Source organism: Paenibacillus sp. V4I3, from assembly GCF_030817215.1.
GTDB lineage: Bacteria > Bacillota > Bacilli > Paenibacillales > NBRC-103111 > Paenibacillus_E.
On sequence record NZ_JAUSZA010000001.1, the window covers coordinates 1,650,770 to 1,668,974 of the forward strand.

Sequence of the window (18,205 nt, forward strand, 5' to 3'; positions counted from 1 at the left end):
GACTATACTCAAAAGTATGAATGAATACGCTACCTTGGAGGGAATAAGAAGATGAGTCAGAAGCTTAGAGTAACGGTTTGGAACGAGTTCCGTCATGAAAAAGAAAACGAAGTCGTACGCACAGCGTATCCAGATGGTATCCATACGGCGATTGGTGAAGGTTTGAGCGGAGCAGTTGATGTCACGTATGCGACATTAGATGATGCTGAGCACGGCTTGTCCGAAGAAGTCTTGAATAACACAGATGTTCTCATTTGGTGGGGACATAAGGCGCATAACGAAGTGCAGGACGAGATCGTAGACCGCGTTCAAAAGCGTGTATGGCAAGGCATGGGGCTTATCGTGCTGCATTCCGGACACTTCTCCAAAGTGTTCAAAAAGCTAATGGGCACTTCATGTGACCTCAAATGGCGTGAAGCTGATGAGAAGGAACGTCTTTGGGTTGTTGCTCCAGGTCATCCAATCGTTGAAGGCATCGGCGAGTACATCGATCTTGAAGCAGAGGAAATGTACGGTGAGCATTTTGATATCCCTCAGCCGGACGAGCTGATCATGGTTTCTTGGTTCGAAGGCGGCGAAGTTTTCCGCAGCGGTTGCACGTTCAACCGCGGCAACGGGAAAATTTTCTACTTCCGTCCTGGACACGAGACGTACCGTACATACTACAATGAGCAAATCCGCCGCGTTATCAGCAATGCGGTTCACTGGGCGGCTCCATCCACACGTGAGTATCCGAAATACGGTAACCACAAGCCGCTTGAAGAGATTAAAGCAAAGGCTAAAGCTTAATTGTGATGTGATAGGAATGCTTCCGGTGATCGGGGGCATTTTTTTGCTTTGCGATAGTTGTTACACGTATCCATGAGGATTTCCGCCATTAGGAGGAGGTCCTTTTTTTGGCAGAGTTGCTCTTAACGGAACGACGATCCGCTAAAGTGGAAGAAATGTGTAAAATTGAATTAGTGGCTATTTTTCATAAATAGGGGATCTAGGTTCGTATAAAGGAGTCTACCTTTGGTAGAAGGCTGCATATTTCCGTGAAGAGGCTGCTCACTCTAGAAGCACTAGAAAGAAGACCACTCTCTGGATGGTCTTCTTTCTAGTGCTTATTTCTTTATAAGATTCAGCTTTAGCGCCTGCTCCTCAGTCAAAATAAATTCCTCCTGTGGCCATATCTCCTCATCTTTATCTCTCCCAAAGAGACGAAGTATCTCCGACCAGACCCCTTTTTCCATTGCTTCCGAAGCTGAAATCATGATCTTCAAAGCAAACACCTCCTGAGATTAGTTACTTGAATACCGCCTTAGCTCAGTGATCAATGAGTTAATATTGGAGCCATATCTTTTTCTTTCATATGATGCTCCCCCCAAGCACACATGGCATCGAGAATGGGCTTGAAAGACCAACCATAATCGGTTAAGGAGTAGACCACTTTCGGTGGCACTTGATCATAACTTGTTCTTTTCACCATTCCATCTTGTTCCAACTCGCGTAATTGTTGAGTAAGCATTTTCTGTGTAATGTCGGGCATTAACCTTTTAAGTTCGCTTGTTCGTTTGTCCCCTTTGTCCAAATGACACAAGATGACGACTTTCCATTTACCACCGATCACATCAAGTGTAGCTTCGACTGGAACATTATAGGCCATAGTAGTAAACCTCCTTTTGAAAATAAGGGTACTTTATAGTACCTATATACCTTAAATGTATCTATACTACTTCAAAGTGCGTACTAATCAAAAAGTTCGTATACAAATATAATAGCACTCAGAGCCGAAATGTTAAAGTGTACGGCCGTTCACTTCAATTATAAACTAGGAGGATATTATGAGCCAATCATTCTATAATCGGCGGTGTGGTTGTCGACTCTTTGGACTTTTGCATACACCATGGATTGGTGGACTGATGGTTCTAGTTGCCGTCGTACTCACTGGTTTTTCCGCCAAGCTTGAAAATAATCATAATCGTGCTACTTAAATGAGCTTCCGTTGGAACAAAGGAAAAAAGCACAAGCGGCCAGGAATCGGTTCCCTGTTGCTTGTGCTTTTTCGTCCTTATGAAACTTTGGGAACGGTCGACTTATTCTCATGCTTTCCTGGCTCGATATAAAAGGATACGCCATCTCTCTGGTTTGCCGCGCGAACGGTCATGCCATGATGATCCATAATTTGTTTCACGATGGCGAGGCCAAGTCCGAATTGGCCATCACCGCCGGAGCGGAAGGGCTCAAAGAGACTGTCCGCGATGGCTTGATCAAGAAGCGGGCCATCATTACTTATACAAAACTCAGATAAAGAGGGTTGCCCTTTTATCGCATTCGCATTGTCGAGTGTCTGAGATTTGACCAGGATGCGAATGCAGCTTTTTGCATAGCGGAGCTGGTTGTCGAGCATATTTTCCAAGGCTATTTTCCACTGTTCCTGATCACCAATTAGTGTGGTATGAGGAGTGAGATCCATCTCCCACTTGATTTCAGGACGACGATACCGCAGCCGCTCAACCACATCCTCAATGACAGCATTGATCTCAAAAGGCTGAAAGGGCTTCTCTCTGGCCGTCAAATAGTTCAGCTTATTCAGCAGCAGCAGGTCGCGAATCCGCTTCTCCAGCCGCTCGCCTTCTTTCATAATAACGCCAACGCTTTCATTGAGGGTTCCCTTCGGATAAACGCCGTCTTGTATGGATTGCGCATAGCTGCGAATTACCATTACAGGTGTTTTTAACTCGTGAGACGTATGCTGCAGGAAGAACTGCTGCGCCCGATCCTGGCGCACTAACCGCTGCCGCATGGATTCAATCGCTTTGGCTAGCCGGCCAATTTCATCCTTACGTCTTGTTGTGATAGGCTCGTGCCAGTCACGTTCGGCCATCCGCCCGACATGGCGCTCCATCTGAACGAGTGGACGTGTGAAATAGCGAGCTATTCCCAGACAGGGGAGCCAGCTGATGACAATAAGTCCTACCATCAGCAGCATGAGCCGGCCAAACATCGTCATCACGAGATCGTTGCGATAGTTTCCCCAAGCATACGAGACGATGAAGTTGGGCTTAGCTAGATCACCTTCTTTGCGAATCACATAGAAGATACTTTTGTTCTCGATATTCCGCGTATATTTTTCTACAGGCAGCTGTTGTGCAAAGGCATCATGCTCCATAGCCTGCATGAAAGGCTCGCTAATGGCAGCGCTCGTAGCCCATGTTTGATTGCTGGCTGTACCACTTATCATGAAATGCTGAATGGCTGGTCCGCTAAATGTCTCTTGAAGAGTCGCGGTTGCCCGTGTCCCCATAGTTGAATTAGGGAGGATGTTGTTTACTTCATTGAGGTCCATTTTCGATACGACCAAAATGCGCTTGTCCATAGGTATGCCCTGTACAAAGCTGGGAACCGGGAGTTGAATGGTTGGCTCCGCGGGGATTGCAAAAGTCGCCGCTTTGCTGCTTTCCACCCGAAGACCGCTCTGTGTATCGAGTAAAATATCATACAGCTGCTCAGTGAAAAATCCCTTCAATGTCCAAGGAAGCAGGATAGCGAGCAGTGTGAAAATCAAAAGTGTCAAAGAGGCGAACGCCCCCCATAGCTTGACCGCAAGAGGCCAATTTCCCAGACGCATTCTCATGCTTTCACCATCCTATATCCGTAACCATACACGGTTTCAAGTCGCAATTCCGGCAGCTTACGGCGTAATCTTCGCACCAAATCGTCGACGACGCGATCCGTACCGAAGTAATCGATGCCCCAGACAGCAGTAAGCACCTGCTGACGTTCAAGCACCTGTCCATGGTGATTCACCAGGTAAAGCAGCAGTTCGAATTCCTTCGACGTAAGCTCCGGGTTCGTTCCATCGGCGTCGGTCACGATGCGGCCTTGCTCATCGATCAGATAGGGTCCTACTGTCAGTTTCACGCGGCGTTCTTGAGCGGCTGCCAGAGATCCGCCGAGTCGTTCCCCATAGACACGTTCAAGTAATTTACGTGTGCGGATCACGAGTTCCCGCGGTAAAAAAGGCTTGGCCAGATAATCATCACTGCCTAGCTCCAGTCCAATAATCCGATCTATATCTGCATCCCGCGCGGAAATAAAGATAACAGGCTGCATCGGTTGATCCGCCTTGATTTCCCGCATCAATTGATAACCATCCACGCCGGGCAGCATAATATCGAGGACCCACAAGTCCGGCCGCTCCGAGATTGCTTCTCGGGCTGAGGTTCCGTCGGGGAACGAGCGCACTTGCCACCCCTCTTTCTCTAAATATGCTGCCAGGACGCCTCTTAAATCCTCTTCATCTTCTACCAGATAGATGTGATACATGTGCATAATCTCCTACTTTCCTGACTACATAGGGAAAAAGTGGAGCCGATCAGCTCAAAAAATGCGATCGATTCCACTAGATTCAAATAGTTAAACAATCTTTATTTCTCAGCAGGTGCTGGAATTTCTGTTTTCAATTTCTTCGTTAACTCGCGTAGCTCTTCAGTTTGCTTCACATAATCCTTCAACAATTCAGGCAATAGGCTTTTAATCGCCGCTGTATCATCAGCTTCCACTGCTTCCGTTAATTTCTGTTGGCGTTTGAAAGATTCGGGTAGCTCCGCTTTCATTATATCACCAGCTACTGCACCCTCAAGTGGAAGTGCTTGGGTAACCAGTTGTTTGATCATGATATCTTTTGTAGGCGGCGTTATAACACCATCTGAATTGATGGCAACAGAAGGAATAGCAGGGACGGCAGTAACGGAAGCTGGGAGCCCTTCTAATTGAAGTGCATCGTCTTCAGTCAGGACTTTCTCATCTGTTTTACCCGTCTCAGCATCTTTCTTAAAGATCACTTTTTTTGTAAAAGCAGGTTTTGGAAACTCATTTTCTACCTGTTTGCGATCTTCCAACGCTTTCTTCCAATCGGATAAAGTTTCTGGTGCATAGGTACTGGCAAGCAGCTTCCAGTAGTTTCGCTCATGCGATGGCTGCAACAGTAAACCTGAGCTTGCGTTAGTTGTACGGAACATCATTAGTGGTTTGCTGCCTTCAGGTTGTGAGATTTGAATGCCTTGGATTGTTTTCGTTTCTTTGTTCGTGTCTGCTGCGGATGCACTTACGGCTCCGAATGCGATAGTTGCGATTACGGCTAGCAAGCTAGTTTGAGCTGCGCGTTTTTTCCATTGTGTTTTCATTTTGAAAACTCCTCTCGATATATGTAACTTGTAGGGAATGTTATTCATTTCCCTTACACCCTTACTGTACCGAAAAATTATGGACATCCTATCGTAACATTGTGGGAAATTATGTGTAGAAGAATGTGGATTGCGATAAACTAATAAGACGGAAGTAATCAATATTTTGCTAGGAGGATTAGGATGAAAGAAATTGAACTGGGCCCCGAACAACGTTTCACAGAGCTACCCGCAGAAGTTGAGATTGAAAGCCAAAAGTATTGGATTTTGAAAAACGACGAACCTGAGAGCTATCGTTTAGTGTCGCGCAAATGTCCGCATGCTGGGGGATTGGTAGAAGAGGAAAGTGGGGAGCTTGTGTGTCCCTTGCATGGTTGGGAATTCGATACTCATACAGGCGTGTGTCTGAACGTGCCTTCGAAAGGTCTAACCGCGTATACCGTTGTTGTAAAAGATGGGCTGCTCGTTGCCCAAATGTAAACGCTATTTATTGTTCCCAGAGAAACATTAGTATGCGATGAAGGATGTAAAAAAGGGCGAAACAAATAGCGAGAGAATGTTTGCCAGTTATGTAAAGAGCAATAATGGCAATAGCAAAAATAGCGAGTTCGATGAAAAATTGAAGAGGCTGAGAGACGGTTATTGAAGCTTTCGGTGAAACGAACACGCCCCATAGGAGGGCTGCAAGCAGCGGAGTGCCAATGCCCAAAACGCCTTTGAGCAGCCCTCCTTTGCCAACGTGAAATCCCCAATAGCTGAGGGAAGCAAGGATGCAAAGTTCTAGCAGAAAACGTAAGCCTAAATTGGCGGCTTTCATCATGATCATCATAGGACAACACTCCCTTTCATAGGAAGACTAATGATGATAATATTTTAACTAATTATATTAGTTTATGTAATCTTTTTTTGGATTTGAAAAATACCACTGCAGAACGTCTTTACGTTCCGAAGTGGTATTTGTTTTGATTATTACCTATTCAAATGCAGCTTACGTGTGTTGAGCATGCCGTCCAGACCAGTGGGATCTTGACTCACTTTATATTGGACGAAAGCTTCCGCAGCCTCCGATGTTCGAATGCGTAAGGGTTTCGGATCCATCTCCGTGACTAATTTAACCATCACCTCTGCAACCGATTCTGACGTTTGAGGCACCGAATTCCGTTTGGCGAAGGTGTCCAAATACTGCGTGATAATCGGCTTATATTCATCCTCAAGAATGCCGCCGGTTTTTTGAACGTGACCGAGGACGGTGCTGTTAAAATTAGTTGCGATCGCGCCGGGCTCAAGCAGTGTGACATCGATATTAAATGTCGGTTTGTAGTAGGTTGCTAAGCTCTCCAACAAACCCTCAACGGCAAATTTAGCCGCGCAATAAATCTCATTAAAGGGTTGTCCGACCAAGCCGCCGACACTAGTTGTTGCAACCAGATGCCCAGCATCTGACTTGCGAAGAAGCGGAAGCCCTGCACGAATCGTATGCATAACCCCATACACATTCGTATCAAAAACGTTATGAATCTCCTCCATAGTCGCTTGCCCCAAGGCTCTCAAAAATCCAAAGCCCGCATTACAGAACAAAACGTCAAGGTGACCGTGGTTCTTTTCGATAACGGCAAACGCATTTTCCATAGATTCAGGGCTGGTGACTTCCATTTCGATAAAATGAAGATTAGCCTGATGGCCGTACTTCTCTTGATCGCGTTCGACGTTGCGTGTGCCAGCGTAAACCGTCCAACCAATCTCAGAAAATTTCAATGCAGTCGCTAATCCTATGCCGGATGAGGCTCCTGTGATCGCTATAATTGTATTCATTCAAAATACTCCTTGTGTGTTTATGTTTTAAACTGTTTATGAACTAAACGATATATCGATTAAACGAATTCGTCAAGATGAAAATAAAAAATCCCAACAGGAACGTTGGGATTATAGCGGCAATTTTTCTAAAAGCTTTTTGAGTGAAGCCAATTCTTCCTTGGAATAGGGGGTGAATAGCTGTTCGATTTTTTTATTATACGCAGCTAAAATGCTAATTATCAGTTCATTTCCTTTATCCGTCATTTGAACGAGCTGACTTCTGCGGCTAGTGGGATGCGGCTTGCGGATGACCAAACCCTGCAATTCCAACTTATCTAACAGCTGTGTGATAGCTCCTCTAGTTAGCCCAAATTCATTGGCGATATCCACAGCGATGCATTCAGGGTGTTTGCGTAGAAACTCCAAGACATACATCATTATCGGTGAAATCTGAAAGTGAGGCAGAACCTGCATCAAGTAGGAGGAGATAACATTTTTAATTTCGCGAAATTTGGTCGTAATCAATTCTTGGTCATTTTCCATAGGAAGCCGCCCTTTTTTGTTTAGTTTCTATACATTATAACAAAAAAGTGACCCACAGCAACGGGCCGCGGGTCTAAGTATATATTTTAAAGGGGGGTCGAACTTTATTATAGGCTTACTTCATTAAAATCAGATGAATTTAAGATGTCATTTTGATTACATTTTTGCTAATGGTAAAATAGAGCTAATGAATACATCAAAGAATAGTGTTGCTAGAGTGGAGGAACCATGGTTTGAAACATTATTCTATGCGATCACATTTGACCATAACTTTCGCTATTATGGCGATGATTCCGATTCTAATTCTAGGCAGTTTTCAAGTTTCTCAAATTACCCATATTACGCAGGAGTCCAATCAGAATCAGCGGCAGACAACCTATCGACTGGGGGATGCCGTCCAAGATTACATGTACTATCATCGAAATGCGGTAGAAACGTTAGCTGCCACAATTACGGCGTCTGATGCTACATTCAGAACACGAGAGAGTTTAACGCTGAAGCTGCAATCGCTGCAAGAAAACTTGGCAGGCTTTACGGGCATCTACGTCGTTGATCAAAATGGAATCATTAAAGCGACTCATTCGGCTGCGAATAACTCACTCATCAGCTCCGATCTCAAGGAGCGGGACTACACCAAACGTGTGCAAACCGCACAAAAGTTCCAGCAGGCTTACCTTTATAAGTCAGCGTATAAGTTGTCCCGGCTTTTTGGGTAGGAACTGGAACGATGTAGGTGGATTTGGAACCTGTTTTTAACCGTGGAACATTATTGATCGCTAGGCCGTTGTCAAAAACAAAGTTTTTGGACGCTTGATCAAGTTCCAATTCAGCTGCCGGAATCAGTGCCGAGAAAGTAACTTGCAGTGTTATGGCATTCAAAGCTTGAAGCTTAGTCACTTGAATAGGCGCTAATTGCTGCACTTCAAAGATCAGAAGAGCGGCTTGACCTCGCGTCACTTGACTTCCTGTGATAGATGCAAAGCTTGGCAGCTTTTCAACCGCTGCTTTATCAACTTTTAACACGTTCACAATTACGTCTGCAAGTTGACCGGAAGAGATGGATTGACCTCCCCGGAATTGTCCGGAAGTATCTTTCATTGCACCAAGAGTTTCAAGGGCAACCGCATAGGAATAGAACCAATCACCTTTCATTACATCGTTAAAATGGTTGGCCGCGGCTGGGTCCATGCTCACATGAAGCGCTAATGCGACTATTTTGGCAACCTCTGCGCGAGTCACAGTCTGATTCGGTTTGAAGGTGTTATTCTCATATCCGGATACAACTTGCTGCTGTGCTAATTGTTCAATCGCTGTTTGAACTTGAGCTGTGTTGGCAGAATCCGTGAAAGGATTAGCTGCTAGTGCATTGAAAGGAAGAATTGCTGATAAACCTACGGTTGCTGTAATCGTTAATGCGGCTAATGTCTTTTTGCTGTTTTTCATATATAACACTCCTATTCGATGATGTTTGGATTGCGCTGTTGTTTACATCGTGCTGTCGCTCTACAGAACCTAGTTTACCTGTCAGGGCATTACAATCGAATAAAAATTCCGTGCTGCACATTACAAAATCGTAAAAATTTGATATCCCCACTCGAAAAGCAATACAAAAAACGGCCTTACAGCTGTAAAAGATTTGAGTATGTGCTCAGATCTTCTACGTCTGTAAGGCCGTTGTTCGTTTTCAGAGTCTTAAATGCTAAGATCTGTAGGGCTATTACTTTTAACGACGCTATGTGAAGAGTTGCCCGTAAGTCTTTGCGGGGGGAATACTTGGCGAACAGGAGCAATGATGAGTGCTGCAACCACAGCCTTGATGGCATCTCCTAGTAAGAATGGATAGCACGCTGCTGTCATGGCTTTGGCGAATGTATAGGTAGGTACTTTGTACATTAACCAAGGAACTCCGGCCAGATACAGAATGAGAGAGCCGAATACTTCAAGGACTAAGAAGGCGGCGATGTAACCCATAATGCCATTCACACGAATACGAGGTAAAATAAGACCGATAAGCATAGCCGAAATAGGCCAAATCATAATGAAGCCGCCAGTAGGTCCGAGGACGACACCTAAACCGCCATTCCCGTGAAGCAGGGGAAAGCCAATGGCTGTGAGGACGACAACGAGTGCCATGCTTAGGAATCCATAGCGAGCTCCTAGTAATCCGCCAGCAAGCATAACCGCTAGTGTTTGCAATGTAATAGGTACAGGTGTCAAAGGAAGAGAAATTTTTGCAAAGCTGAATAAAACGAGAATAGCGGCAAATAGTGCGCTAAAAACAACGCCGCGGAGAGTGAGTTTCATATTGTTCATCGCTCCTGTTTCTGTTATTGTAAATGTATTGTCAACCAATTATATCGACGTTGGTTAACAATTCAGATGATAGCACATCTTTTGTGAAAGTGAAAGGAACATTTTACATATGACAAAGAGAGAGATTTTAGCTTCTTTGGAGAAAGCCTCCGTTATCTATCGAACAGAATCGGGAGAAGGAAGGCAAGTATGGTCAGATATCTCCATGGATATTCGTCAGGGTGAGTGGATTGTCGTCATAGGACCCAATGGCAGCGGAAAAAGCACACTAGCCAGCGTATTACTGGGCTTAAGTCCGCTCTCAAGTGGGCAGTTCGTTCATAAACAAGACCAGCATAGGCTAACCCGAGGTGTGCTGCAAATACCAGATGCCCAGTTTGTTGGAGATACGATTCAGGAAGAGCTGGACTACCTACCGAATGGGCAGAATTTAAGCACAGAAGCACGTAAAGAGTGGTACTTTGAAACCTTATCTGCCGTTGGATTGACGATCCCGATCGAGCGGGCGCTTAATACGTTATCCGGTGGGCAAAAGCAGTTGGTGAATCTTGCAGCAGCGCTTGCTGCTCAACCAAAGATTCTTGTATTAGATGAGCCGACCGCGATGCTGGACCCTGCGGCAAGGAAGGAAGTACGCCAAGCGGTACGTGAAGCGAATAAGCGTGGAACGACGATTGTGTGGATTACCCATCGTTTGGAAGAATTGGCGGATGCCACCCGTGTCGTTGGTTTCGGAGAGGGACGGATAACCTTTGATGGGGAGCCGAGAGTGTTTTTTTATGGGGAAGGGGGAGAATTATCGGTCATGACACCCTGTATGGAATTAGGGTTTGATCCGCCTTTTGTGGTCAAGACAGCCATTGGTCTTCTGCAGCAAGGTTGTCAGCTTGACCTCCTCCCGATAGATATGGAAGAGCTGGCCAAGGCGGTGACAAACTTATGCCCATAGCTCTGCAGGACATTCGGGTAGATGCTCCGGATGACCCTAACAATCAACTGCTGAAGGATATCAGCTTCAAATTGTCGGATGGATCGTTGACCTTGTTAATTGGTCATACGGGTTCTGGGAAATCAACACTGTTGCAGGTCATGGCCGGAATTCTGGAACCATCCTTAGGAACAATTACCCTTGATGAGCAGACATTGTGGCACAAACGAAAAGTAGACCAAGCCCATCTCCTGCGTCTAGGTTTGATATTTCAATTCCCCGAGCAGCAGCTGTTCGCGCGCAGTGTACGTCAGGAATTCGCGTACTCTTTGCGTCCTTACCGGCTCGGGGCGGACGAACGCGAGCGCCGCATTCGCGCCGCTTGCGCTGATCTCGATCCACGTGGCGTCATCGCCATGGATCGGTCGCCCTTCTCGCTGAGCGGCGGCGAGCAGCGCCGGCTCGCGCTGGCCACAACCTTCGCCACTGCGCCGGATTGGCTCCTCATGGATGAGCCAACTGCCGGCTTAGAGGCGGCAGCCGTCCGCGAATTGCTGCGCATCATTCGCGTGCGCGAACGTGGCGGCTTCGTCATCGCCACGCACGACCTGGACACGTTCTTTCCGCTAGCGGACCGTGTCCTCGTTCTAGACCGCGGCGCGCTCGTCTTCGACGGCTCGCCGGAAGAGCTTTGCCGCGCGCCGGAGGTGCTGACACGCGCGGGGGTCGGCCTCCCGAGCTGCGTGGAGGCCGCTAAAGAGCTGGCGCGCTATGGCATCACCATAGCGCCGGACCGGCTCACGCCGGAGCTTGCCGCGCCGGCGATCGCAGAGGCGCTGCGCGGATGCGCCAGCGCCAGCCCTAGGCCGGCGCCGCAAGCGGCAGCGCCGAGCCCGCAGGCCAGGCGCGAAGCTGCTGGCGAGGCCTCGAAGCCGCCGCAGGCCGTGTGGCTGCGGCTGGACCCGCGCGCGAAGTGGCTGCTCTACCTGCTGCTCGTCATCGGGACGATGCAGCAGCAGCAGTGGAGCGGCCTCGCGGCATCCATGCTGCTCCTCAGCCTCGCGTTTCTCGGCCTCCCGCGATCCGTCCTTCGCGGCAGCATGAAGATCGCTCTGCCATTCCTGATCTTCATGTTCATTTCGATCTTTCTGGCAGGGCTGGACTGGTCAACCGCTGAAGGGCAGTTTCCGCTTGGTTTCTCGGCGGAGCGTGGCTGGAGCACGGCACTCATGTTAACACGGTTGTTTCTCGTCCTTATGGCAGGCTATTGGCTAGCCGTCACGACGCCTTATGGTCAGCTCGTGGAAGGGCTCAATTGGGCCTTGAAATATTTCCACAAAGTTAAGCTGCCGGTTGAATCGTTTTCTTTGGCCGTTTCCTTGATTTTCCGCTTCATTCCGCTCATCCTGCGGGAGTGGCAGCGGTTCTCAGCCATCGTAAGAGCCAGAGGCAAAGCATCAATCCGCCCGGGTACTGTTCGTTCACGAGATATCCCGGCGTTGGTCGTCCCCTTGCTGCTCGCTATGTTTCATAAGGCTGAGCAAATGACCATTGCGATGGAACTGAAAAAAATCGACGGCAAACAGCTGCTGCTGAAGAAAAACACTTTGCAGTGGCGAGGTATGGACACAATTCTCGTTGCCACGGGTATTTTTTGTTTTTCATTACTGATGTACATGCAATCATAAATTCCGGGGGCTGTCCCAAATGTAGATAATGTCTACTTAAGGACAGCTCTTTTAAGTCCTATTGACCTTCAGGGACATTTGAATCGGTATTCAAAACGAAATTCATACTTCCATTGGATTTTTCCAATGGAAGCTACTCTCAGGCTTCGAAATTCGTGTTTCTACTGGAAAAATCCAATGGAATTGATTTTTAAGCCGTCAAATCCCTACTTCCACTGGATTTAATCCAATGGAAGAAGCAAGCAGACTGCGAAATTTACAAAGTCTAAGCTGAATTTTCCATTTATGACTTTTGGGGTTGCTCCTTGATTTTTTTGTTTTTCTTTTTGCACTTTTTTATGCTCTTTTTTTAGCTCTTCTTCTTGCTCTTCTTCTTGCTCTTCTTTATGCTCTAGCTCTTCTCACTCCACTTGCTGCTCCATATTCTCCTTCGCTCGCCACGTCATCTTGAGACCAATCGCTCCGTATACTATACTTAAATGAAGAACAGGGATGGCGGTGACGAGAATGGAAACAGCGTACACAATTTACGAGCAGCAGATGTTAAAAAAGCTGAAACGCTGGGAAATTCGGCAGCAGAAGGCACCTAACCTGATGGAAAGAGCCTCCAAATCTGTTCAAACCAGCATTAATAACTTGATCCCCGACAAGGTTCATAAGACAATAACCGCGACCGTTAAAGGAATCGTACAAACGACCCTATTCGGTATGAATTACATTCCCAAAAACAACCCGTTATACGGCGTCTCCTTAGCAGATAGCGATGCCAAAGCTGAGGAACTATTATCCCTATATAAAAAGATTGCAGCAGCAGAAGGAGCAGGTACGGGAGCGGGTGGGATCCTGCTAGGATTGGCGGATTTCCCGATTCTGATCGGCATTAAATTGAAATTCCTATTTGAGCTGGCACATGCGTATGGCTACTCGACGAAAGATTACCGGGAGCGGTTGTTCATTCTCTATGTGTTTCAGCTGGCCTTTTCCAGTCCGAATAAGAAACCGGATCTTCTTCATACCATTAAGAATTGGCATACCATTTCTCATTCCTTTCCACCGGCTGAGGACTACATGAATCAAGTGGATTGGCAGCAGCTGCAGCAGGAATACCGGGATACGATTGATTTTCGTAAAATGCTTCAGCTCGTCCCCGGCATCGGGGCGGTGGTGGGCGCTTGGGCGAACTTTGGTTTGCTGGAGGAGCTCGGCGTGGCAGGAATGAACTGTTTTCGATTACGCCGATTACATGATAAAGCGGAGAGCGATGGCTTCGAATCCAAATAAAACTCATATTGTTCAAAAACTGGTCAAATTTATAGTGATTTTCGATGAGAAATAGCATATTATAAAAGAAAGAGTCGTTAATCGGCTCTTCTTATAAAAGTATGTGATATTTTTCACATATATATGTGATTTATTTCACAAATCGGAGGAGAGGATTTCAATGAGCAAACCGAAAGTGGTTATTCTTGGCGCAGGTTACGGTGGTCTGGTCACAGCTATTAGGCTTCAGAAGCAGATGAAAGCAAGTGAGATGGATGTAACTTTGGTGAACAAACATGACTATCACTACATGACGACGCATCTGCACATGCCGGCTGCTGGTACCGATCATCACGATAATGCCCGTGTGGCGATTGCGGATTTGATTGATGAGCGTAAGATTCAATTTGTGAAATCAACGGTAAGTCAAATTTTGCCCGAGGAAAAGAAGATTGTGCTCGGCGATAGGGACCTCTCCTACGATTATCTGGTTATTGGGCTGGGGAGTGAGACCGAGACATTCGGTATTCCTGGGATGAATGAATATGCGATGTCGATTAAGAGCATTAATAGCGTACGCTTTATTCGCCAGCATATTGAATATATGTTTGCCAAGTCAAAAATGGAGCCAAAGAGGAAAGAGTACCTCACCTTTGTGGTTGGGGGCGCAGGCTTCACTGGAACAGAGTTTGTGGGGGAACTGGCGGATCGGATTCCTGTGCTGAGCAGGACCTATGACGTCGACCCGTCCACTGTGAAAATCATCAATATCGAAGCCTCCCCATCGGCGCTGCCTCCTGGTCTACCTGAAGATCTTGTCGAGTATGGCATGGAAGTCATGCGCCGCAAAGGTGTTCAATATAAACTATCCACACCAATTAAGGAGTGCACGCCAGATGGCGTTAATTTGGGCAATGGCGAGTTCATTCGTGCAGGCACCGTTGTTTGGTCGGGAGGCATTCGCGGGAATTCCTTGTTACAGCAGGCGGGATTCGATGTACAGCGGGGAAGGGTCAAAGTGGACGAGTGCTTGCGCTCCTACCAGTATCCGGATGTATTTATTACAGGTGATTGCTCCATTGTGATGAGCCCTAAGGGGACGCCTTATCCGGCAAATGCCCAAATTGCCGTTCAGCAAGGCTACAACGTAGCGAGAAATCTCCTTTATGCCGTTCGCGGCCGCGACCTTAAGCCCTTCGCATACGATTTCAAAGGAACCGTGGCTTCCTTGGGCAGAGGAGAGGCAGTGGGCCTACTCAAAGTGAAGAAAGTCAAAGGGAAATTCGCAGCTCTCCTGAAAAAAGTCATCGATGCTCGCTATTTATACCTCATTGGCGGCATCCCGCTCATATGGAAAAAAATGATTTTCAAACAAAAAACAACAGCCCGCAATTATCACGTGCCGAATTGAATAAGATGAAGAGCAAAAACTGGATAGAGAAGATCAGAAACTAATCTGACTATCTCTCCAGTTTTACCTTTTTATAGACTATAGAGCTCCTTTTAGCTGAAATTGTTGTATTTATTGCAATATTCGCGTGGAAAACGCCGATTAGCTTGCGTAAATTTGTACAACATAAAACATTACACGAATAAGCAAATGCTACAACATATACGTCTTGAGCGTACCATGCGTTGCATCAACCAATACAAACAAATTCGACCAAGGACGTCATAAGCCGTGTATGTTTGTCATGCACTTGTAGTCAGAGCTTCTTTTGTAGTCACAGCTTCTTCCGTGTTCGTCAGCACTTCTTTTCTCATGAACCAGCAAGCTATGAAAGCTACAATGGCGAAAATGATGCCTATAGCAAAAATGTGTTGGAACGCCTCTGCAAATACCATTTTGATCCGCAGTAGTAGGTCTGCTGAGAGCCCTTGTGGGATACCACCATTCAGGATTGTCTGTGCAGTTCCTTCTGGAAATTGGTCCGATAATCCGGATAAACCACTGGCGATATTTCTGGAAAGCAAACTGCCGAAGATACTGAATCCTAGCGTGGTACCAATGGCCTGGAACAGCTGCACCGTTGCCACTCCAACTCCGCTGTGTTCTTTCGCTACGGACTCCTGCACGATCAAATTGTCTGAACCGAATAGAACGCCGATCCCAAGCCCCAAAATGAAGAACGCTACGATAATATAGATAACTGTTGTGTCAACATGTATGCGTGATAGCAGTACATAGCTTACGATCGGGAGGATAAACGATACAATGAAGAGATTCTTGTAGGCGATCTTCGTTATGAGATTACCGCAAAGGATACTCGCCGGAATGGCGCCTGCCATGAAGGCCAGCGACAAGTAACCGGATGCGGTGGGCGACATACCTATGACATTCTGAGCAAAAAATGGGAATCCCGACATGCCTCCCATGACACCAAGCATGGTTAGGAACACGATACAAGACAACACTACGACTGACCGATTTCTGAAGAGAACAAGCGGAATGATCGGCTCCTTGGCTTTCGATTCGATTCGGATAAAGAGTATGGTAAGAGCTGCGAATAATACCAATAAGCCGATAATAACTGGGGACGACCACGTATAGCCTTTGATGTCGATCAAGACCGGAGCCAGAAGAAGTGAGAGCATGGCAAGAACGAGTGTAAAGGCCCCTGCCCAGTCAATGGATTTTTTCTCGGTGCGGACCGCTTCACGCAAGCCTTTGGAAACGATAAAGGCAGCGATAAGTCCTATAGGAATGTTGATCAGAAAGATCCAATGCCAGCTCACATAGCTTACGAAATACCCGCCAATCGTAGGTCCGATCAGCTGTGGCAGAATCAATAACGGACCGACAAGGCTCTGGACCTTGGCTCGCTGCTCTAGCGGAAATGTATCGCCAATGATAATCATGGCCAAAGGCATGAGTCCACCGGCTCCGATTCCTTGAATACCTCTTCCGATTAGAAGTGTGGTCATCGAATCAGCGAGTCCACTGATGATGGATCCGACCATAAATAGCGCGACACAGCTTAAATAAATCTTCTTGCGGCCATAAATATCGGCAAGCTTGCCGAAGATCGGCATGAACATCGTAATCGAGAGCATGTAAATCCCTGCTACCCAGCCGTAAAGTGTCATGCCATGTAGATCACGAATAATGGTCGGCAGAGCCGTCGACACGACCGTTTGATCCAACTCTGAGAATACCAGGCCTAGCAGCAGGCCGAGTAGAACTAAAGTCTTGTTGTTTCCTTGCTTTTTCATGGTTACACCTCATCTTTAATTAAATTCCTCAACGCTTCTCTAAGCATAGATCTTCAAGGTGTTTCACTCATCCGGCGCAAGCTTTAAAGTGTTCTCGGTCTGGCGATGTAGTTTTTAAATATTAGTTTAACGTAAAAAAAGCCCTTTCGGGCTTTCTCGGCTTTGGTTGATATCACAGTTGGAGATGTTTCAATAAATCCATCCGATACTATCTTGGTGTTACCCCTGTCCACTTCTTAAAGGCACTTTGAAAGGCACTTGGCTCTGAAAAGTGAAGAAGGTAAGCGACCTCTCCTATTTTATATTCCGGTTTAGCCAAATAACCAACAGCAAGCTCTCTTCGAGCCCGATTCATGATATCTTGATAGGTTGTATTTTCCTGCTTTAACCTTGCCTGAATGCTTCTAACACTCATTTTAAAAGCCATTGCTGTCTCTTTTAAACTTGGAAAAGGCATCGGCATGTCCTTGATGATCCAATTGTATAATTGGTCAGAAAATATTCGACCTTGCATGAGTCTGTGTCTGGTTTCCTCCGCGATAGCCTCGAAAGTCCCCAATAGCTTGGAGTCCGCTAATAAAATGGGGTATTCCAGAATGTCCTTGCTTATACGAATTGCATTCGAATCCTTACCAAACTGCGGCGTGATTCCTAATACCGATGTATACGCGTCAATCTTCGTGGAGAGAGCATGAGTGAAATGCACTTCTTTTAAAGAAATGTTTCTGCAGCTTAGCCTTATCATCAAATGATACAAAGAACTAGCCATATCCTCTATGCAATGTGCGGGCCGGTTGCTTGTGAGGACGATTGTAGGACAACCCGATGATAACGTCATTCTCTTCTATTTGCCAATTGATGTTGTATCCGTCACATACGATCATATTATATTTTTGAAAAGCAGCTAAGCCTTGGCCGATGGTTTTTGAGTGAAGCATCACATAGCCTAGAATCCCCAAATCAGAAAGCTCTATGTTCTGACCCTGATGTAACCCGAACATGTCATCCGATGTAATGGCAGCGGCTAATTCCGTTATACGTTCGAAATCCTCTTCCGACAACCGAGCCTCGGTGTCATGAAGAATGGACTCATCGATATGTAGCCTTTTGAAAAAATCGTCTTTGTTATGTCCCTTGAACACAATCGCTTTGATAATCGGATAAACAAGGGATACAGATAACCCTGTGTAGTTGGGTGACAACTCCCGAGACCTCCTTTCTGCACATAAGAATAAGATTTTGGCATGTTTCATCATACTTTTCTAGCCCCAAATGGCTTATTCTTACTTTATCTT

Annotated in this window: 19 protein-coding genes and 1 pseudogene; 7 read left to right on the forward strand and 13 right to left on the reverse strand. The window is 46.4% G+C overall.

Going from position 1 to position 18,205, the window contains the following annotated elements; all coding sequences use genetic code 11:
* Positions 1 to 51 precede the first annotated feature (51 nt).
* Complete coding sequence (locus tag QFZ77_RS07840) at positions 52 to 789, forward strand: ThuA domain-containing protein (protein WP_307438237.1); 738 nt, start codon at positions 52 to 54, stop codon at positions 787 to 789.
* A 317-nt stretch (positions 790 to 1,106) separates the two neighbouring features.
* On the opposite strand, the gene QFZ77_RS07845 is transcribed toward QFZ77_RS07840, so the two are convergent.
* From QFZ77_RS07845 to QFZ77_RS07870, 5 genes are all read right to left on the reverse strand, one after another.
* Positions 1,107 to 1,265, reverse strand: coding sequence for a hypothetical protein (locus tag QFZ77_RS07845; RefSeq protein ID WP_200984434.1), 159 nt, complete (start codon positions 1,263 to 1,265; stop codon positions 1,107 to 1,109).
* A gap of 50 nt (positions 1,266 to 1,315) precedes the next feature.
* The gene (locus QFZ77_RS07850; RefSeq protein ID WP_307438239.1) at positions 1,316 to 1,648 is read right to left on the reverse strand and encodes a winged helix-turn-helix transcriptional regulator; all 333 of its coding nucleotides are present in this window, start codon (positions 1,646 to 1,648) and stop codon (positions 1,316 to 1,318) included.
* Between the two features lie 405 nt (positions 1,649 to 2,053).
* On the reverse strand, positions 2,054 to 3,619 hold the full coding sequence (locus QFZ77_RS07860) for a HAMP domain-containing sensor histidine kinase (protein ID WP_307438241.1): 1,566 nt from the start codon (positions 3,617 to 3,619) through the stop codon (positions 2,054 to 2,056).
* Positions 3,616 to 4,311, reverse strand: coding sequence for a response regulator transcription factor (locus QFZ77_RS07865; RefSeq protein WP_171645048.1), 696 nt, complete (start codon positions 4,309 to 4,311; stop codon positions 3,616 to 3,618). Before QFZ77_RS07865 ends, QFZ77_RS07860 begins: the two co-directional genes overlap by 4 nt.
* 101 nt (positions 4,312 to 4,412) lie before the next feature.
* A complete protein-coding gene (locus QFZ77_RS07870; RefSeq protein ID WP_307438244.1) occupies positions 4,413 to 5,171 on the reverse strand; it encodes a hypothetical protein in 759 nt (252 codons plus the stop codon).
* A gap of 183 nt (positions 5,172 to 5,354) precedes the next feature.
* Here QFZ77_RS07870 and QFZ77_RS07875 point away from each other — a divergent pair, with 183 nt between their 5' ends.
* On the forward strand, positions 5,355 to 5,651 hold the full coding sequence (locus QFZ77_RS07875) for a Rieske (2Fe-2S) protein (protein WP_307438246.1): 297 nt from the start codon (positions 5,355 to 5,357) through the stop codon (positions 5,649 to 5,651).
* A 7-nt stretch (positions 5,652 to 5,658) separates the two neighbouring features.
* Here the strand turns inward: QFZ77_RS07875 and QFZ77_RS07880 are convergent, their stop codons facing one another.
* From QFZ77_RS07880 to QFZ77_RS07890, 3 genes are all read right to left on the reverse strand, one after another.
* Positions 5,659 to 6,000: a YrdB family protein gene (locus tag QFZ77_RS07880; protein WP_307438248.1), complete on the reverse strand. Its 342-nt coding sequence runs from the start codon at positions 5,998 to 6,000 to the stop codon at positions 5,659 to 5,661.
* A gap of 140 nt (positions 6,001 to 6,140) precedes the next feature.
* Complete coding sequence (locus tag QFZ77_RS07885) at positions 6,141 to 6,983, reverse strand: SDR family oxidoreductase (RefSeq protein WP_307438250.1); 843 nt, start codon at positions 6,981 to 6,983, stop codon at positions 6,141 to 6,143.
* A 111-nt stretch (positions 6,984 to 7,094) separates the two neighbouring features.
* On the reverse strand, positions 7,095 to 7,508 hold the full coding sequence (locus QFZ77_RS07890) for a MarR family winged helix-turn-helix transcriptional regulator (protein ID WP_307438252.1): 414 nt from the start codon (positions 7,506 to 7,508) through the stop codon (positions 7,095 to 7,097).
* A gap of 233 nt (positions 7,509 to 7,741) precedes the next feature.
* On the opposite strand from QFZ77_RS07890, the gene QFZ77_RS07895 reads away from it, so the two are divergent.
* The gene (locus QFZ77_RS07895) at positions 7,742 to 8,224 is read left to right on the forward strand and encodes a PDC sensor domain-containing protein (RefSeq protein ID WP_307438254.1); all 483 of its coding nucleotides are present in this window, start codon (positions 7,742 to 7,744) and stop codon (positions 8,222 to 8,224) included.
* On the opposite strand, the gene QFZ77_RS07900 is transcribed toward QFZ77_RS07895, so the two are convergent.
* Positions 8,124 to 8,951, reverse strand: coding sequence for an S-layer homology domain-containing protein (locus QFZ77_RS07900; RefSeq protein ID WP_307438256.1), 828 nt, complete (start codon positions 8,949 to 8,951; stop codon positions 8,124 to 8,126). The genes QFZ77_RS07895 and QFZ77_RS07900 overlap by 101 nt on opposite strands.
* A gap of 249 nt (positions 8,952 to 9,200) precedes the next feature.
* Positions 9,201 to 9,812 carry a biotin transporter BioY gene (locus QFZ77_RS07905; protein WP_307438258.1) on the reverse strand — a complete coding sequence of 204 codons (612 nt, stop codon included), beginning with the start codon at positions 9,810 to 9,812 and terminating at the stop codon, positions 9,201 to 9,203.
* 118 nt (positions 9,813 to 9,930) lie between these two features.
* On the opposite strand from QFZ77_RS07905, the gene QFZ77_RS07910 reads away from it, so the two are divergent.
* The 4 genes from QFZ77_RS07910 (at position 9,931) to QFZ77_RS07925 (ending at position 15,108) form a co-directional block, all read left to right on the forward strand.
* Positions 9,931 to 10,770, forward strand: coding sequence for an ATP-binding cassette domain-containing protein (locus tag QFZ77_RS07910; RefSeq protein WP_307438260.1), 840 nt, complete (start codon positions 9,931 to 9,933; stop codon positions 10,768 to 10,770).
* Complete coding sequence (locus QFZ77_RS07915) at positions 10,761 to 12,437, forward strand: ATP-binding cassette domain-containing protein (protein ID WP_307438262.1); 1,677 nt, start codon at positions 10,761 to 10,763, stop codon at positions 12,435 to 12,437. Before QFZ77_RS07910 ends, QFZ77_RS07915 begins: the two co-directional genes overlap by 10 nt.
* Before the next feature lie 507 nt (positions 12,438 to 12,944).
* Positions 12,945 to 13,718: an EcsC family protein gene (locus QFZ77_RS07920; protein ID WP_307438264.1), complete on the forward strand. Its 774-nt coding sequence runs from the start codon at positions 12,945 to 12,947 to the stop codon at positions 13,716 to 13,718.
* Positions 13,719 to 13,878: 160 nt separating this feature from the next.
* Positions 13,879 to 15,108 carry an NAD(P)/FAD-dependent oxidoreductase gene (locus QFZ77_RS07925; protein WP_307438266.1) on the forward strand — a complete coding sequence of 410 codons (1,230 nt, stop codon included), beginning with the start codon at positions 13,879 to 13,881 and terminating at the stop codon, positions 15,106 to 15,108.
* Positions 15,109 to 15,389: 281 nt separating this feature from the next.
* Here QFZ77_RS07925 and QFZ77_RS07930 read toward each other — a convergent pair whose 3' ends face one another.
* From QFZ77_RS07930 to QFZ77_RS07940, 3 genes and pseudogenes are all read right to left on the reverse strand, one after another.
* On the reverse strand, positions 15,390 to 16,910 hold the full coding sequence (locus QFZ77_RS07930) for an MDR family MFS transporter (protein ID WP_307438268.1): 1,521 nt from the start codon (positions 16,908 to 16,910) through the stop codon (positions 15,390 to 15,392).
* Positions 16,911 to 17,118: 208 nt separating this feature from the next.
* Entirely contained in the window at positions 17,119 to 17,424 is a 306-nt protein-coding gene (locus tag QFZ77_RS37740; protein ID WP_373462728.1) for a helix-turn-helix transcriptional regulator, read from the reverse strand.
* A gap of 129 nt (positions 17,425 to 17,553) precedes the next feature.
* Positions 17,554 to 18,166 (reverse strand): annotated as a pseudogene (locus tag QFZ77_RS07940) (AraC family transcriptional regulator ligand-binding domain-containing protein); the annotation flags it as partial.
* Positions 18,167 to 18,205: the final 39 nt, after the last annotated feature.